This is a genomic window from Deltaproteobacteria bacterium, assembly GCA_029858205.1.
Lineage (GTDB): Bacteria > Desulfobacterota > GWC2-55-46 > GWC2-55-46 > DRQE01 > JAOUFM01.
Genome location: JAOUFM010000003.1, coordinates 65,836 through 82,527, shown reverse-complemented (window position 1 = coordinate 82,527; position 16,692 = coordinate 65,836). Strand labels below are relative to the sequence as shown.

General features: G+C 50.8%; 13 protein-coding genes and 1 tRNA gene. 7 read left to right on the top strand and 7 right to left on the bottom strand.

The genetic code is table 11. The features are described from left to right. The 5 genes from hemA to OEV59_03165 all read right to left on the bottom strand — a co-directional run bounded on the left by hemA (window position 1) and on the right by OEV59_03165 (window position 4,070). A complete protein-coding gene (hemA, locus tag OEV59_03185; protein ID MDH4226747.1) occupies window positions 1–1,314 on the bottom strand; it encodes a glutamyl-tRNA reductase in 1,314 nt (437 codons plus the stop codon). 4 nt (window positions 1,315–1,318) lie between these two features. Next, window positions 1,319–2,140 (bottom strand): c-type cytochrome biogenesis protein CcsB, encoded by an 822-nt coding sequence (ccsB, locus tag OEV59_03180; protein MDH4226746.1) that lies wholly within the window; start codon window positions 2,138–2,140, stop codon window positions 1,319–1,321. A gap of 51 nt (window positions 2,141–2,191) precedes the next feature. Then, window positions 2,192–2,896 carry a bifunctional precorrin-2 dehydrogenase/sirohydrochlorin ferrochelatase gene (locus OEV59_03175; protein ID MDH4226745.1) on the bottom strand — a complete coding sequence of 235 codons (705 nt, stop codon included), beginning with the start codon at window positions 2,894–2,896 and terminating at the stop codon, window positions 2,192–2,194. Window positions 2,897–3,131: 235 nt separating this feature from the next. Beyond that, a complete protein-coding gene (locus OEV59_03170; protein MDH4226744.1) occupies window positions 3,132–3,869 on the bottom strand; it encodes a hypothetical protein in 738 nt (245 codons plus the stop codon). 124 nt (window positions 3,870–3,993) lie between these two features. Continuing rightward, window positions 3,994–4,070: transfer RNA gene (locus OEV59_03165), tRNA-Pro, on the bottom strand. 179 nt (window positions 4,071–4,249) lie between these two features. Here OEV59_03165 and OEV59_03160 point away from each other — a divergent pair. After that, window positions 4,250–6,154: an AsmA family protein gene (locus OEV59_03160; GenBank protein ID MDH4226743.1), complete on the top strand. Its 1,905-nt coding sequence runs from the start codon at window positions 4,250–4,252 to the stop codon at window positions 6,152–6,154. A gap of 54 nt (window positions 6,155–6,208) precedes the next feature. On the opposite strand, the gene OEV59_03155 is transcribed toward OEV59_03160, so the two are convergent. Further along, on the bottom strand, window positions 6,209–7,561 hold the full coding sequence (locus OEV59_03155) for a hypothetical protein (protein ID MDH4226742.1): 1,353 nt from the start codon (window positions 7,559–7,561) through the stop codon (window positions 6,209–6,211). A gap of 2 nt (window positions 7,562–7,563) precedes the next feature. Further along, window positions 7,564–9,054 carry an MBOAT family protein gene (locus tag OEV59_03150; protein ID MDH4226741.1) on the bottom strand — a complete coding sequence of 497 codons (1,491 nt, stop codon included), beginning with the start codon at window positions 9,052–9,054 and terminating at the stop codon, window positions 7,564–7,566. Between the two features lie 182 nt (window positions 9,055–9,236). Between OEV59_03150 and OEV59_03145 the strand changes: the two genes are divergently transcribed. The 6 genes from OEV59_03145 (at window position 9,237) to OEV59_03120 (ending at window position 16,647) form a co-directional block, all read left to right on the top strand. Further along, window positions 9,237–10,049, top strand: coding sequence for a PhzF family phenazine biosynthesis protein (locus tag OEV59_03145; GenBank protein MDH4226740.1), 813 nt, complete (start codon window positions 9,237–9,239; stop codon window positions 10,047–10,049). 34 nt (window positions 10,050–10,083) lie between these two features. Continuing rightward, complete coding sequence (locus OEV59_03140) at window positions 10,084–11,085, top strand: hypothetical protein (protein MDH4226739.1); 1,002 nt, start codon at window positions 10,084–10,086, stop codon at window positions 11,083–11,085. Between the two features lie 1,402 nt (window positions 11,086–12,487). Then, window positions 12,488–13,822, top strand: coding sequence for a hypothetical protein (locus OEV59_03135; GenBank protein ID MDH4226738.1), 1,335 nt, complete (start codon window positions 12,488–12,490; stop codon window positions 13,820–13,822). Window positions 13,823–13,844: 22 nt separating this feature from the next. Then, window positions 13,845–14,765 (top strand): DNA adenine methylase, encoded by a 921-nt coding sequence (locus tag OEV59_03130; protein ID MDH4226737.1) that lies wholly within the window; start codon window positions 13,845–13,847, stop codon window positions 14,763–14,765. Between the two features lie 69 nt (window positions 14,766–14,834). Next, the gene (locus tag OEV59_03125) at window positions 14,835–15,440 is read left to right on the top strand and encodes a hypothetical protein (GenBank protein MDH4226736.1); all 606 of its coding nucleotides are present in this window, start codon (window positions 14,835–14,837) and stop codon (window positions 15,438–15,440) included. A gap of 274 nt (window positions 15,441–15,714) precedes the next feature. Next, window positions 15,715–16,647, top strand: a complete 933-nt coding sequence (locus OEV59_03120) for a hypothetical protein (GenBank protein MDH4226735.1) — start codon at window positions 15,715–15,717, stop codon at window positions 16,645–16,647. The last annotated feature ends 45 nt before the right edge of the window (window positions 16,648–16,692 follow it).

The window sequence follows — 16,692 nt, the reverse complement described above, 5'->3', positions numbered from 1 at the left end:
TTATGAACTTTCTTTGTCGCTGTTGCCGTGCGCCTTTTTCATCGCCTCTTCCTTCTCAAGCTCGAAGAGTTCGCGTGTGGCATTGATTATCATGTCGCCCTCGACCTTTTCAGAGTTCCTCTTTATGAGGGTTACAGGCGAGTGGAGTATCTTGTTTACTATCGCGGCGGCCATTGCCTCTACTACCTCGCGTTCCTTGCCGGAGAGCGTATCGAGTTCGGCAAAGGCCTTGTCGAGCTCGCCCCTTTTAATGCGGTCAAACTTCTGCCTTAGCGCGATTATCGTCGGCACCACGTCCAGTGACTTTACCCAGCGGTAAAAGGCAGTTATCTCGTGGTCGATGATTTTCTCGGCCTCTTCGGCCTCTTTGTGGCGTTCTTTTAAGTTGGCGTTCACGACACCTTGTAAATCGTCTATGTCGTAGACATACGCGCCGTCCACGTTATTGACGAGAGGGTCGATATTACGCGGCACCGAGATGTCGATAAAGAACATCGGCTTGTGCCTTCTTTCACGCATCGCGGCCTCGATGTCTTCGGGCCTGATGATGAATTTGGGAGAGCCCGTGGATGCTATTACGATGTCGGTGTTTTTTAAGTTGTGCGGGAATTCCCTGAATGTGACTGCCGTGCCGTTAAATGTCTTTGCGAGCTCGACTGCGCGCTCGAATGTCCTGTTCGAGACGATGATGTTTCTTACCCCAGAGTTTAGTAGATGCTTTGCCGCGAGCTCGGCCATCTCGCCTGCGCCGATAAGCATGGCGGTCTTGCCTTCCAGTTCGCCAAATATTTTTTTCGCAAGCTCCACTGCAGCGTAGCTTATCGAAACAGCCGCAGCGCCTATCTTTGTTTCCGTCCTTATGCGCTTTGCTACACTGAATGCCTTGTGCGAGAGCTTGTTTATGACGATTCCCGCGCACGAGTGCTCGACAGCGTAGCCATACGCGTCCTTTACCTGCCCGAGGATTTGCGGCTCGCCCATGACCATGGAATCTAGCCCCGAGGCAACGCGGAAAAGATGCTTTACAGCGTCCTCGCCCGTGTGCACGTAGAGGTGTTCGTCAAGCGCTTCAAGCGGTATGGAGTGGTGCTCCGAGAGAAAACGTTTTACGGCGCGCACCCCTTTTTCCATCTCCGTAGCCACACCGGTTATCTCGACGCGGTTACAGGTCGAGAGGATAACGGCCTCGTTTATGCCGTAGGATGTCGAGAGCTTCTTTAACGCCTCGCCGATAGAGTCCGCTGGAAAGCAAAGCTTTTCCCTTATCTCTACAGGCGCTGATTTATGGTTTAGTCCTACTGTTATTATGTTCATGCGTTTATGGTTGCCCCATTTTAAGAAGCCCGTGCCCCTCTCCAAGGAGCGTGTATATTATGAGCGATGTGGCGAAAAGCACGCAAAAAGCTATTACCGAAAAGGCCGCGGCCTTTCTGCCCCTCCAGTTCGCGGTCAAACGGCCGTGCAAGAGGACCGCGTACATGAGCCAGGTTATTAGCGACCACACCTGGCGGTGCTTCCATATCCAGTATGAGCCGTACACGTGCTCAGACCAGAGCGCTCCGCTCACTATGCCGAGGGTTAAGAGCGGAAATCCGTAGGTCAGACACCTGTAGTTCAGTTCGTCTAACGTTTCCAAAGACGGCAGCACGAAGTACATGCCGCCTATTTTTCTGCTCTTTAAATATTTGTCCTGTATGAGGTACATGACCCCGAACAGGCACGCAAGGCCGAAAAAGGCGTTGCCGATTACAGCTACAGCTATGTGCGCCTTTAGCCAGTGCGTGTTTAGCACAGGCGCAAGCGGCGCGATGTCGCTTGGCAGCGTAGAAGCAGCAAGCGTTAAAAACAGGGCAAACGGCGCAATGAATGCGCCAAGCACCGGCATCTTGTACCTCAAAAACAAATACGCGCACGAGAGCGCCGAAAACCAGGCAAAGAAGCTTAGCGATTCGTGCAGGTTGGTTAGCGGAAATCTTTCGCCCGCTATCCACCTTGCCAGTATTGCCGTCGTGTGTACGGCAAGTGCCGTTAGGAGCGCATAACTGCCCGCTGCCGCAAGCCGCTTTCCGTGCGTTACGAGATATACGACGTATATGACCGTCGAGACCGCGTATACAGCGGCCGCTATTTGTAGAACCATTGTCGTTGACACGACCGCCGCGCCCGGATATTTTTTATTTTAATGCCACGTTCAAAACAATTTTAGCCCGAGCCCTTTTAGCGTAAGGCCAAGACGTTTCTTTATATATCGTGTGACCCCATGCCTGTCGCGTTTAAGGAACATCTCGAACACGGCAGGGGTAAAGAGCCCCTTATATAACCTTATTTTTATAGCACTTTTCTTTCCTTCTTTCAATAACTTATTGCGTACAGCGCCTACAAAGGCCGCGTACCTGGCAAGCTCTGCCGGGATTACGGCATCGAGGCTTTCCTTTAATATTTTCGATAAAAGCGGGCTTTTTCCGGAGCTCGATATTGCTATGACCACGTCGCCGCGCTTTATTATAGAAGGAAGTATAAAGGAGCAGAGTTTTGGCTCGTCAACGACGTTTACTGGAATCTTTAGCTTTTGCGCCTCGCTGCTTGCTTTTTTGTTAGTGACCTTCGATGACGACGCGCTGATTACGAGCGAATATGCTTGTATAAGTCCGGGTTTGTAATTGCCTTTTATGTGCCTGATTTTGCTGGTTTTGCGGCCTTTTGCTAGTTTTTCAAGGGCGGGCGTGAGCTTCGGGCTAAGTACCGTTACTTTGGCCCCTGCCTCTATAAGCGTAAGAACTTTTCTCTCGGCCACCTTGCCGCCGCCGATTACGAGGCAGTCTTTGTCTTTTATGTCGAGGAATACAGGGTAGTAGAGCATGGTATTAAGGTAGCACTTTGGCGATGAAGGTGTCAATCGGGCGGTATTTGTAAACCGCCGATTTTTGCGGCAGGCGTGACGCCTGCACCCACATGTAAAAGCAATCTTTATTGTGGCTGTTTTTTCTTGCTCGCCGTATACTACGTATACGCCTGCGCGAAAAAACAGCCTCTGCCTCGTCTGGCACAAAACTTGGCGGTTTGCGGGTTATGGATTTTTATATGATTGGAGCGAAAAGGTCAAAAGCCCCAGGTTCTTTATGACAAGGAGTTCAGCGTTCTTCAGAACGGTCTACTTTTTTCAGCGAGTCTATAAAAATACGATTGCCGGTGCATTTTAAGTTGAATATATAATCCGGGCCGGATTGGCAGCACGGTGGGTCGTTCTTTTGGGCCATCATGGCGGTAATGGTCATGGTTTCAAGGTCCGGTTCCGTTGCTTCCCAGCCATATTGGCGTTCTTTAGCCGGTATCAATTTGTCTGAGTTCGCCCAGAGACCATTAAAGCTGATTTTTTTGTCAAGTTTGCCGTTACGTATGTAAAATGTTTCCATGTTATAGTATTTTCTGTATCTCGATATGATTTGCAGTGTGGTTCCGCAAGGGATGGTTATTATTTTCACGCTTTCGAAGGGAAGCCCGCCTTCGTCCTCACCGTAGTCCGTTGTAAGGCGCTTTATAACGAGTTCGGCCGTTTTGGAGTCGTGTTTCTGCTTGAACACGGCGATGGCGTAATTTTTTTCTACCGAATATTTGTCGGCCGAAGCGCAGGAATCTTCTTCGTCAGCGGTGTTTTCTATCACGCAGTAGAATGCTACGTAGTAGTCGTCGTTTTCGACTTTACCGATGTGCTCAAAACTTGAGACCGCGCATTCTTTCGCGAAGAATTCCTCTCCTTTTCCGATGGTGATGCTGTCGAGTTCTATGCACTTTGTTTGGAGTTCTTCCAGTAGCCAAGATTTTCCGGAAGAAGACTTTGCTTTGCCGGATGATTCTGCTGTTGTTGGCATTAAAAATAATAAAATTGCGAGAAGAGATAAGAGGCCAAAGACAGTCGGCCTGAGGTGGGTAGGCTTGTTTGACGAGGGTTTCATGTTGAATCCCGCAAGGCTACGGTTTTTTGTTTTTAAAAAATGGTCGGGGCGAGAGGATTCGAACCTCCGACCCCTGCGTCCCGAACGCAGTGCTCTACCAGGCTGAGCCACGCCCCGACAATTACGAAGATTTATTATAATAAACGTTTTTAAGACGCAATTCAAGAGCAAAGACGAAATCGTTTGTTTTGGCGCTGTGGCATCGCCCCTCTTGCAACCAGAGGGCCTTCTGGTATACACTTTCCCATATCGATGTCGGCGCTGCTTGGCCTTAAATACCACGGAGGTCGTCTGCAATGAAGAAAAAACTCTTATGGATAGTTCTTGGCGTTATTGCCCTGTTTTTTATAGTGGTCATAGCGGCATTCGTAATTGTCCTTACTTACGATTATAACAAGCTAAAGCCCGAGATAACGCGGGCAGCATACGATGCGACCGGAAGAAAGCTCGCGATAGACGGCGACATAAAATTGAAGATAGGGCTCACGCCGTCGCTTATCATCGGAAAGATAGGGCTTGAGAACGCGCCCTGGGGCTCGCGTAAACAGATGGTAAAGGTCGAGAGCGTGGAGGTAAAGGTCGCTCTCTGGCCGCTTATACACAAGAAGATACGCGTAAAGCGTTTTGCCGTAATAGGCCCGGACATACTTATCGAGGCCAATAGCGCCGGTAAGCTCAACGTCGAGTTCGATGCGCCAAGGAAGCCCGCAGAGGCCGCGCCAAAGGAAGAGAAGAAGAAGGAAGAGAAAAAGGCCGATAAGAAAAAAGCTTCGATGGATGTGCCAACCATTACGCTTGACGACGTAAGGGTCGAGAACGGGATATTTGCCTACAAGGACGCGAGAACAGGGGCTTCTTACAATGTAAAGCTCAATAAGCTTCTTATCTCTGCAGCCGATATAAAAGGGCCGATTAGCATATCCCTTGACGGCGCCTTCGAGAAGATGCCCTTTAACGTCTCTCTTAAGTTCTCCATGAATGGCGACATGACGGTATTCAAGGTCTCGAACCTCGAAGCCGGTTTTGCCGGAAGCGACCTCTCTGGCTCTTTAGAAGCAAAGCTCTCAGGTGCACGGCCGTACGTAAAGGCTGATTTGAAGGCAAAGAAGTTCGATCTGAAAGCTCTCATGAAAAAGGACGAGGCCGCAAAGCCGGCTGCTCCGGCCCCTGCTGCAAGTACCGAGCCTCCGGCAAAGTACGTGTTCCCAAGAGACCCGATTCCTCTGGATGGTCTTAAGCAGGCTGATGCGGATGTGAAGCTCTCTGCAGCTTCGATACTTCTTCCGGGCATGCTTGTGAAGGACGCCTCGGTCGACCTTTCTTTGCATGATGGTGTTCTTAACATAAAGCCCATGAAGGCAAAGCTTGGCGGAGGGGATATAAAGGTCGAGCTCTCGCTAAAGGCAAAGGGCAAGGCCGCTGTACTTACGCTTACGGAAACGATCAGGGCCGTTGACGTGGGCGTGATGCTAAAAGACCTTGGCATAACGGATGTATACGAAGGCAAGGTGGATTCGGATGTCAATATAAGCGGCGAGGGCGAGAGTGTTGCCGCGATCATGGCCTCGCTTGACGGCAAGGTCTCGCTTGCCGGAGGCGCAGGTAAGCTTTCCAACAGCTTTGTGGAGGGCCGCGGCAATGCCGGCAAAATGATACTCAAGCTCCTTAGCCCGGGCGTAAAGGCAGGGACAAACACGGTAGTCGGCTGCACCATCGCCGGGTTCGATATAAAGGACGGCATAGCTACGTCGAGCGCCATAGTCGTCAACACCGACCTTGCGGGCCTTGTCGGCTCCGGCAATGTGGATTTGAGAACGGAAAAGCTCGATTTTCGTTTCAAGGCAGTGGATAAGAAAGGCGCGCTTGGTAAGACAGGGCTCTCGGATTTTGTCTCTGCCGCAAAGCTTGGCGGCAGGATCGCCTCTCCGGATGTCGAGATAGACGCCGCAGGAGCTGCCCTTGCGCTCGGCAAAAAGTTTGGCGGCAAGGAGTTCAAGGACCCTGCGATAGACGCCATGCTCTCTGCGCCAAAGGGCTCGGATTCGTGTGAGGCTGCGGCAGAGGCCGTTAAAAAAGGCGGCGGGATCCAGGCCCCGGAAAAAGAGGCTACGAAGATCATAAAGGAAAAGGTAAAAGAAGAAGGGAAAAAAGAATTAAAAAAGCAGCTCGATAAGGGGCTAAAAAAGCTTTTCAGCAGATAATCTGGTTTGATATTTGTTTTGGCGGCGCGGCCCTTCATGGGCCGCGCTGTTTTCTTATTCCGCTGATTTTCTGAGTCGGTCGCGCTTTTTTTTCGCCACCGCAGCTTCTTCTGTTATTTCCGCGATGTCCTTTGGATGCGTCCTTCTGTAGAGTTCGCCGTCTCTACGCGTTTTTTCTATAGTTGCCTCGATGTTCTTTGAGGTAAGAAGCACCCCGAAGTCCTTGGGCACGTTCCTTCCCGGCTCCGAGTGCGAGAAGGCTCTGTCGAGCGCGAGGTTTCCGGCGGCCTTTAAGTAGTGCGAGCTTTCGATATAGTACTTCATCTCCTGCGGTTCGTTGTCAAAGGGGACGTGTTCGGTCGTTACGCTGTTATACCCGGAAAAGTCCCAGAGCGGGAATGGAGAGCGCCCCCTCTTTGCCGCCTCTTCCTCGTTGATTTTCACAAGCAGCCTTTTCCAGTCCTCGAATGTTGTTTCAAGCCCGCTTATTCTGATTGCCTCTATCATGCGCGCGTGTATCGGCGAGATAACGAGAGTCAAGTCTATCGAGTTCTCGTGCGCGAGAGTAAGGGTTGCCCGAAACGCCTCGAGAGGTGCTGACTTGCCGCGCTTGTCGGTCAAGCCGTATGCCGCGTCAGCCCCCGCAAACCAGACCTTTGACATGTAGGTGCGTTCGGTAAAGCGGAAGTTTGTGCGAACGGTCCTCGGCAGTTTTTCTTCCAGTGTATCTATGGGTACTTCTGCTGCTGTGTTGCCGCCGTCATTTTGCGGTGCCTCTCCTTTGGCAGTTTCCTTTGTTGCCGTGGTTTGTAAAGCCTTTGTTTCTTTGCTTGTTGCGGTCTTCTCGGGTTGGCGTCTTAGCGTTTTGATGCTTGAGTTAAGCATCTTTGCCGAGAAAAGCGTTGCCGAGAAGTCCTCCACGCGCTTGGCCGCGTAGTGCAGGTTTTTTGTCGCATTCACGCGCTTTTCATCGAAGTCCGGGCGGCGCGGCGAATGCACGTTGAATGAGAAGAAGTCCAGGCCGTAGACGATTTGCCTTAGCGGATTTAGCGAGTTCGCGTACGCTGTGTACGCGTTTATCTCGTACGCGTTAAGGAGCGGCAGCCCGAGGTTAAAGCGGCTTTTTACAGTCCTGTCGAAGCCCGGGTGGTTTTCATCGAGCCCGGTTTTTACTCTCGATGAGCCGACTATGACGGCATCGGGCCTTGCCCTTTCGAGTTCCACAACCCGCACAAAGGCCTCCGTCCGCATTGCCTCTGTTTTTACTTTATTGAAGCCCTCGACAGCGACGACCTTGTGTATGCCGAGCGGATCGACTATCAGGTTTATAAGCCCCACGCAAAGGAGCGCGACCGCAGTCAGCGTGAACCATACGAAGCCGAATTTTTTGTATGCCGTGTTTTCCATCTTTAGAACCTGAAGTACAAAAATTCGCTAAGTTTGGTCATCGAGAGTATCGAGACCGCGGCAAGTATTGCCGCTATAATTGCCCACGTAAGTGTGGGGCTCCAGCTAAGGAGCTTAAGGCGCGGCTCTTCTATCGTGTTCTTGTAGGTGTTGAGCCCGGCCTCGTGCTTTTTTAGCATCTCCTGAGAGTTTGGCGCCCACATGGCTATTATGAAGAGCAGGGCAAGGAGCTGTATCTCTTTCGATGTTACAACGTCTGCGGCAGGCATGAAGCCGTTCATGAACGCCATGCCCTTTAGCATTGCGATAGCGGTAGAGAAGTCTTCGGCCCTGAAGAACACCCAGGCGATAACGACTGCTATGAACGTAACGGCGCGTCCTGCCGCGCGTCCTGTTATGCTGGATTTGCTTAAATCGTGTCCGAGCACCGAGGCCCTGAACGCCCGGAAGGCGTGGTTGAGGGCGAGGTATATCCCGTGCAAGGCGCCCCAGATGATGAATGTCCACCCTGCGCCGTGCCAGAGCCCGCCAAGGAGCATTGTTACGAGCAGGTTTAAGTATCTTCTGAACTTGCCCTTTCTGTTGCCGCCAAGCGGGATGTAGAGATAGTCTCTTAGAAAGCGCGAGAGCGTTATGTGCCACCTTCTCCAAAACTCTATGATGTTCTCCGCTTTATAGGGTGAATGGAAGTTTATCGGCAGCTTTATCGAGAAAATCCTGCCAAGCCCAAGCGCCATGTCCGAGTACGCCGAGAAGTCGAAGTAGAGCTGAAATGTAAACGCCAGAGCGCCGCACCACGCCTCGGCAAACCCAACGGCAGCGCCGGAGCTTGCAGCAGCGAACACGGGGGTCGAGTACCTTGCGATTTCGTCCGCGAACATGACCTTCTTGAATAACCCGAACGAGAAGAGCGTTAAGCCAACGGCAAAGTCCGGGCTGCTTGGGCGGTACGTGGATGCCTTTGCGAACTGCGGCATCATCTCTTTGTGGTGAAGTATCGGGCCTGCCACAAGGTGCGGAAAGTACGTGACGAAAAGGCAGTAGTGGAGGAAGTTATATTCCCGCGCCTCGCCCTTGTACGCGTCAACGAGGAACGCTGTCTGCGTGAATGTGAAAAACGATATGCCGATTGGTAAAATGATTGCCTCGAGCGTAAGGCCCGTGTGGGCGAGGGCGTTTAAGTTATCAACGAAGAAGTTCGCGTACTTGTAGTATCCAAGTAGCGCGAGGTTCGCGGCTATGGCGACTGCGAGGATGAGTTTTTTATTGTTTCTGCCCTCTGCCGAGAGCATCACGCCTGCCGCGTAGTTAAAGCAGATGGAGGCCATTATGAGAGCCACGTACTTCGGGTTCCACCAGCCGTAGAACACGAGCGAAGTCAGCACCAGCCACGCGCTTGCAACGCGGTGGTGGCCTCTGCCGCCGATTGCGAAGAACACAAGCGTTGTTACCGGCAGGAATATGAATATGAATACGTATGAGTTAAAAAGCATACAAGGCCGCGCCTCGAATGAGCCACTATACCACAGGGCCGAGCACGTAGGCAAGAAGGCTGCTGTCATTTATATGTTTCGCGCGCGGTGCCATATAAAGGACTTGGCATGCCTGTTTTACGCAAACATGCATTGCCAAATCCTTGTGATTTGTAGTATATTTATTTCCGGAGATTTTGCGTATGAAGATATATATCGTAGACGCCTTTACAACCGAGATTTTCAAGGGCAACCCTTCTGCAATTTGCGTTTGCGGGGACGAGGCAGAGGACGCGTTCATGCAGGAGTTTGCTTCCGAGATGAACCACTCGGAGACCGCGTTCCTTCGCGAGCTTGCGGACGGCGGGTTTTCGCTTCGCTGGTTTACGCCCGCTACCGAAGTCGACCTTTGCGGCCACGCTACCCTTGCCTCCGCGCACATACTCTGGGAGGAGGGGTTTATCGAAGCAGACGAGACATGCGTGTTCCACACGCGCTCCGGAGAGCTTCGTGCCACGAAGAAGAAGGATGGCCTGATAGAAATGGACTTTCCAATCGTTACCCCTGACGACCTTGGAGTTGGCACGGACGTAAGACGGGAGATATCGAACGGCATTGGCGCAGAGGCAGTGTGGGCAGGGAAGGCCGGGGCGGACCTTCTTGTGGAGCTTCGAAGCGAGGCCGATGTCGAACACTTTACGCCGAGAGTCGACTACATAAAGTCGCTTCCCATACGCGGCCTGATAGTTACGGCAAAGAGCGAGAGGCGTAAGGACGCGGACTTTGTTTCCCGCTTTTTCGCGCCTGCGTACGGAATTCCGGAGGACCCGGTCACAGGCTCCGCGCACTGCGCGCTTGCGCCGTACTGGGGGCCAAAGCTTAATAAAATCGAGCTCACCGGGTACCAGGCCTCGAAACGCGGCGGGTACGTGAAGGTCAAGCTCGGCAGCTCGAGGGTGAAGCTCCTTGGTTCTGCCGTGACTGTAATGTCGGGCAAGGCAAGGGGTCGTAAGTAGGTTTTTCTTCCGTTTTTTCCTTAAGAGGTTTGCTATGGCTTACAACAGGAGCGGTTTTTCTGCTGCTTACGCGGCGGCGCTGTTTGCGTTATGCTTCGCGCTTTCCGCGTGCGCTGCTGCGACTACCGGCGCGAAGACGGACAAGGCGGCGTACCCGTGCGCGTCCATCTCACCGGAGCAGTACGGCCGCTGCGGCTGCGCCCCAATCGTCAGCGACACAATCGACATGCTTGCTGCCTCGAAGCTTCCGGAGAACGCGAAGATCTCGGTCGAGGAGTGTATTAGCGGCAGTAACTTCGTCGGCTTCAACATCTCACACTATAAGTTCGGCAACATCGAGGCGGACTTGAATAACTGCGTAAGTAAGCGCGTCGTGCTGGATGACCAGGTCATAGCCGTGCTTGCCGGTGTTGTTGAGAGGATAACCGACCAGAGCGCCGGCATGAACGAGCGCATGTGCAACTGGAATAAATGCGTGTACGGGCCGCACGCGCTCTGCGCCGGCGTGGTGCAGACGGACACGTCGGTGAAGGTCATACTCGAGAACGGCAACGAGCTGAGGGACGAATATAACCGCGTGGTGAACGCGCACAAGGCCCCGTACACCGAGGCCGAGTTCGCGCGCCTTGGCCGCCTTATAGAGGTGGTGCGCGGCGTGGACCAGGACAACGGGCACGTGTACTACTTTGGCGGCGAGATGATGCGCGCGCTTGGCAGGGCGGAGGAGGCCAAGGGGCTCTACTATAAGTACATAGAGGTTAGCGAGACCGAGGCGCACAGCTTAAAGAAGGCGAACACGTCGTTCCTTTCGTGCTACGACAACCCCAAGGGCGTGTGCCGCCAGAGGACGGGCTGGGTGCACCATCTGCTGGCCAATTACTTCTACGATAAGTGGAAGGCGGAGAAAAACGCCGCGGAAAAGGCCGGGTTTGCGGCGAACGCGCTCAAACAGGCAAGGCTTGCGCTGGAGTTTTATCCGTCGGGGTTTGAGCAGTTCACCGACACGAACGTTATCATCAAGCAGATTACTAAGTAGGCAAACCGCATTTAAACCCGCGATTCGGCCGTGATGCGTCGTTACGCGGGATTTTTTTAGCAGGCGTGACGCCTGCACCCTAATATAAAAGCAATTTTTGTTGAGGCCGTTTTTTCTGTGCTCGACGTATTACCAAAATACGCCTGCGCTGAAAAAACGGCCTCGTCGCGTCTGGCGAAAAACCTGGCGGTTTGGGGGTGGGGGCGGCAGGGGACGGCGCGGAAGGGCACGGGGCGACGGGGGAAGGGGCGGAGGGGCGGGGGCGGTCATTGCGAGGAGGCCGAAGGCCGACGAAGCAATCTCACAGGTCGTCATTCCCGCCCCGTATCAAGTACGGGGTAAACTCCGGCGGGAATCCAGTGTCTTATCGTATTTCCTCCCCTTTATAAGGGGAGGCGGGGTGGGGTAAAATCTGTCTGTCATCCCGAACTTGTTTCGGGATCTCGTCTCTGTATACTCTGTCATTCCTGCGAAAGCAGGAATCCATTTAAAAAACATTTGCCCCTGCGGGGCGGCTTTTGGGTATGGGGCGTGCGAGGGCTGCGACCCCGCCGCATAACTACCCCACGGCAGGGGTGACCCCTGCACCCGAATATTCTTCGATTGGCCTATGTGCTTAGCGCACCATTTTGCCTGTTACACGCCATGAAACAGGCGCAGCCTGCCCCGCCTTAAATCGCTTCGCTCATGCGACCCCGGCAATACGTCCGCCTCTTATGCGGCCCGCTTAAGCCCATCGCTTAGCCCCATACCCGGGGTTTTGAAAGACAAAGCTTTGTACCCCTCACCCTTTTTCCCTCTCCCCGGACTTCAACGGGGAGAGGGATTTTTATTTCGGGCTGTGTGCTTGGGCGGGGGCGAGGTGCGGCGCGTGGGGGCCTCGCCGCGTCTGGCGCAAAACTTGGCGGTTTGGGCGGGGGCGGTCATTGCGAGGAGGCCGAAGGCCGACGAAGCAATCTCACAGGTCGTCATTCCCGCCCCGTATCAAGTACGGGGTAAACTCCGGCGGGAATCCAGTGTCTTACCTTATTTCCTCCCCTTTATAAGGGGAGGCGGGGTGGGGTAGACGATGCCGGGCGAAGGGAATAAGGAAGCGGCCTTTGTAAACCTCCCCGCTTCCACTTGCATTGTCTGCCGTTGGCGGACGCAAGCGGAGCCTGCCTCCTTGCTAAGGAGGGGAGTGAAAGAGGGTGGGGCGGGGGAGGTGTGAAAAAAACGCTTTGAAAACCGTTTATGGTATGGTAAATTAACTCCTGCCTGACAAAGTTCATCAAAATCTTTAAGCCAATAAAAATATCATAGGACAACGCAATGCCTGCATTGAGAGCAATTCAGCATTGAGTAAAGAAGCGGCCTTCGCGCGAGGGGCGCTTTTTGTATAGTTAGAAAAAAAGGGGGAATAGTGTCAAGACAGCAAGATATAGAAGTAAGCAAACTTATTATTGACCTGGCTAATCCTAGGACTATTAGGCAGAAGAGTGAGGATAGAGCCGTTCATGCGTTGATTACGATAGACCCGAAATATTTTTGGGCTTTGTATGAGAGTTTGTTGGTAGATGGGTATATGCCGACAGAAAATATTCTTGTGCTAGAAAGAAGCGATGGAGCCTTTATTGTAAAAGAAGGTAATCGTAGAGTTGCTGCTTTGAAACTTGCATACGGTTTAGTTTCTTATCGGGAGTTGCCAGACAATATTAAGAAGACAATGGAAGGTTTAACTGAATCTTGGAAGACATCCAATAGGACGGTTCCTTGTTTGGTTTATACGCCAAAGCAAGAAGAACTAGTCGATAAAATTGTTACGCGCATTCATGGCAAAGGTGAAATGGCAGCGAGAAGAAAATGGAATGCTGTAGCAAGCGCTAGGCATGATCGAGAACATAATAAAAATTTTACGCCGGGGTTGGATTTGCTAGAAAAATATTTGCAAAATAATGATAATTTGACGCCACAACAGGTCGAAGAATGGGCAGGAGATTATCCACTTACTATATTGGACGAAGCAATTCAAAAACTTTATAAGAGCCTTGCTCTTGGTTCTGTCAAGGAGCTAATTGACTTATATCCAAAAGGCAATAAGGAAGTGCTGGACAGAATTCTGTACGACATAGGGATGGGAGCTTTTCAGTTTTCGGATTTGCGCAAAGACAATCCGTTTTCAGAGAAGTATGGAATTGCTAGAAGTGATGCTAAGAAGGGCAAAGGAAGTGCAAAGACTTCTTCTGCAAATACTGCAAGTAAGGGAAAGTCAGCTACGGCAGTATCATTACATGACCCTAAGTCGGTTTATAATAAGTTAAAGAAGTTCAAGGTAAAATCCGGTCGCGCAAAAGTTGCGGCATTGCATGAAGAAATACTCAGATTAAAAATAGATAAGCATAGGTATTCCTATGTGTTCTTATTGAGGGCGCTGTTTGAGCTTTCGGCAAAGGAGTACTGTAGTGAGCATGAAAAGCAGATTGTCGAAGTTGAAAAAAATGGTAATGACAGAAAGTTGGTAGCAATACTTGGTGATATTGTAAAGCATATTGTAGATGCTGAAAATGATGACGCAGAGAAGATGGTTCTTAGAAAAATATTACACGGCGCCAAGGTGGAGCTTGATAAGCAAAGCGGTATATTGTCGGTAACGTCCATGAATAGCTTGATTCATAGCCGTATTTCTTCGATATCCACGGACGATTTTTGTGCAATTTTTCATAATATTTTCCCCTTGTTAGAGGCAATGAATAAATAGTAAGACTTGTGGTCGCAAAATTATGAGTACTCCTAAAACGCCATTAAGATATCCGGGAGGTAAGCATAAGGTTTGGCAATTTATAGCCGAAACCATTTATGCTAATAATCTTGAGGGAGGGCATTATGTTGAGCCCTATGCCGGAGGCGCAGGTGTTGCCATAGAGCTTCTTCTCGGTGAGGTTGTTTCGAGTGTCCATTTAAATGATTCTTGTCCTGCGGTGTTTGCGTTTTGGCATACTGTCATAAATGAACCTGAAGAACTTTGTAGGAAAATCTCCAAGGCACCTTTGACAATTGAGGAGTGGGAAAAGCAGAAGAAAGTTTATAAAAACCCAAGCGACTATGATCGTATTGATTTGGGTTTTGCGATGTTTTATTTAAATCGTTGTAATCGTTCTGGCATTCTTTCTGGTGGGGTTATTGGTGGAAAAAAACAAGATGGCTTTTGGAAAATGGATGCGAGGTTCGCTAAGGGGAACCTCGTAAAGCGTGTAGAGAAAATAGCTAAAAAAGGTAGTTCGATTAAAATCAAAAACTGGGATGCAGAAAAGTATATTTTGCAATATGTTTCCGGGTTACCAGAAAACAAGTTGGTTTATTGTGATCCACCATATTTTAGTAAGGCAGATAGGTTGTATGCTAATTATTATAATTTGGATGACCATGTACGTTTGTCTGAAACAATACAAAGATCTTTATCTAATTGGATAGTCTCTTATGATGATGCTGACTTGATAATGGCTTTGTATAAGGACAGACAAAAGTTCACCTACTCATTGCAATATAATGCTGCAAGTGCTTACAAAGGGACGGAAGTTTTTATATTTTGCGATAGTATTTTTATGCCTTCGAGATCTGAAATTTATTCTATCGATAATGCATTAAAAAATATGCGTTTATCATTTGATATACGTATGCAACCGTGGTCTTTTTTTGTTTAGTCTGTAGAGTGGCTTGGTGATGTGCGGTTTGATGTGGAAAACTCCCAAAGTGGATAGGAGGCTGGTCGTATGAGCATTGTTGGTCAGTTTGAGAAAGAATTGGATGGTCTTTTTAAGAGAAGAACACAGTGGTTGCGTGAAGCGATAAGTGGGGCTACCTTCGGAAGGCCCAAAAAGTTTGATAAAAGAATCAGAGATTCTGTTATTGAAGAACTTCAAAACTTAGCCACAGAAGCATTGGCTAAAGATGTGGCACGAGATGCATTCGATGATTTGATATATGAAAAGCGAAGATGGCATGTTAAGGGTTGGGGGTTAGAAGAAAAGAAAAATAAATTTAAAAGATGGCTGGAAAAAGAGATAATGTTTAAGAATTATATATATATATTTTGGGGCAAGAAAAAATGTGTTTATGTAGGGCGTACCATAGGTGGAAAAAATAGACCCACAGACCATTTTGAAAAATATTGGTTTGGGAGGGCAACACGTGTGGATATCTACTCGACTTCTTTAAAAAGCGAGGTGCCTAAGTTGGAATGTTTGGCGATGCATAGATTTGATCCTTCGGAGAATAAAAATTTTCCTTCATTGCCACTGTGGAGCAAGAGTTGTCCAATATGCGATGTGCATATTGATATAGAGAGGGAGTTAAGGGGTATTTTTAATTTTAAGTAATTTGCTTGGTTTGTGGTCAAGCTGCATGGTGGCCACTTGCCACCATCTTCTCACTCAAGGCCGCTTGCGGCCTGTCAAAACGGCAAGTTTAGCGTCAGACAAGGCGGCGGAGGTTTTGAGCCGCAGGTGTATACGTAGTATACATTGAGGACTCAAAACCGAGCGGCAACGCAGTATGGCGGTAAAATCGCCGTTTTCCCCCGTTCCCCCCTTCCAATTGACAACCACCTGACTAAATAGGTTATAATAGACCGCAGGTGCGTACGATAACACTATGAACCCTCTGACCAAAACCCCGAACCGCAAGTTAGCCACCATTATAGTGGTGGTTGTTTTATTTCTCCTCTCCACCTTTGGCGCGCTCGACAGGGTCGCAGGCTTTATAGGAGGCGATTCTGTTGCAGCGCATAACAAGACCTATCTCGACAATTCATTCGACCGCGCGCTTACCGCGTTTATCGTTCTATCGGCGCTGAAGACCGGGCTTGCAATCGTAAAGGGCAGCGAGGTCGAGGTCTCGCTCGTCGTGGGCGCGCAGGTGAATGTCGGCGGAGCAGTGCAGGCGGCCTACGACGCGGTAGATACCGCGTGGAAGACCCTTGCCGTGTGCATGGCCGTGCTTGTCGGCACGCACTACGCGCTCGATGCCGCGTCCGCAATCGATGCGTGGGCGCTCTCTGCAGCGTTCTTCTTTCTTGCCTGTTTTCTTGCCGTAGTGTTCTACGCCCCTGCGTGCAGGCGGACGCGCCGCGTGCTTCGCGACTTAACTGTCGTTGCCGCGACAGTTAGCGCCATGCTCTACATCGCGCTCCCTCTATCCGTAACAGGAGGTTCATATATATCCGACAGGATCACCACGCCGGCAGTCGAGGCTGCGGAGAAGTCCGTTACCATGATGAAGAACGCGATTTTCCCGCCCTGGGCATTCGAGGGCGAGGGCGTGATAGAGAAAGCAAGGGCCACAAAGGACACCATGGCGCGCGCTCTCGTGCAGATACGGGCGAGGTCAAAGGACCTTGCAGGCAATCTCATGCGCATAATGGCAGGGTACGCCTTCGACGCGGTTGTCTTCCCGCTAATCCTCTTCTACGCGCTCTTTCGGGGAGTCAGGGCAGCGGTCGTGTACGCGGTCGCCATTGGGCGCACGGAAGACATGAAGGAACAGCTCATCGAGGCAATGCGCGAGGGCTCGAGCCATAAGCCGTAGGCGCAGCAGGCAGCGTTTGGCGAGGCAATAATAGGTAACCCCTCA

Bases quoted from the DNA above. Each gene is read 5' to 3' on its own strand.
- OEV59_03170 (MDH4226744.1), bottom strand. From the start codon at position 3,869: ATGCCAACAACAGCAGAATCATCCGGCAAAGCAAAGTCTTCTTCCGGA.
- ccsB (MDH4226746.1), bottom strand. From the start codon at position 2,140: ATGGTTCTACAAATAGCGGCCGCTGTATACGCGGTCTCGACGGTCATA.
- OEV59_03125 (MDH4226736.1), top strand. From the start codon at position 14,835: ATGAGCATTGTTGGTCAGTTTGAGAAAGAATTGGATGGTCTTTTTAAG.
- OEV59_03140 (MDH4226739.1), top strand. From the start codon at position 10,084: ATGGCTTACAACAGGAGCGGTTTTTCTGCTGCTTACGCGGCGGCGCTG.
- OEV59_03120 (MDH4226735.1), top strand. From the start codon at position 15,715: ATGAACCCTCTGACCAAAACCCCGAACCGCAAGTTAGCCACCATTATA.
- OEV59_03150 (MDH4226741.1), bottom strand. From the start codon at position 9,054: ATGCTTTTTAACTCATACGTATTCATATTCATATTCCTGCCGGTAACA.
- OEV59_03155 (MDH4226742.1), bottom strand. From the start codon at position 7,561: ATGGAAAACACGGCATACAAAAAATTCGGCTTCGTATGGTTCACGCTG.
- hemA (MDH4226747.1), bottom strand. From the start codon at position 1,314: ATGAACATAATAACAGTAGGACTAAACCATAAATCAGCGCCTGTAGAG.
- OEV59_03145 (MDH4226740.1), top strand. From the start codon at position 9,237: ATGAAGATATATATCGTAGACGCCTTTACAACCGAGATTTTCAAGGGC.
- OEV59_03160 (MDH4226743.1), top strand. From the start codon at position 4,250: ATGAAGAAAAAACTCTTATGGATAGTTCTTGGCGTTATTGCCCTGTTT.
- OEV59_03130 (MDH4226737.1), top strand. From the start codon at position 13,845: ATGAGTACTCCTAAAACGCCATTAAGATATCCGGGAGGTAAGCATAAG.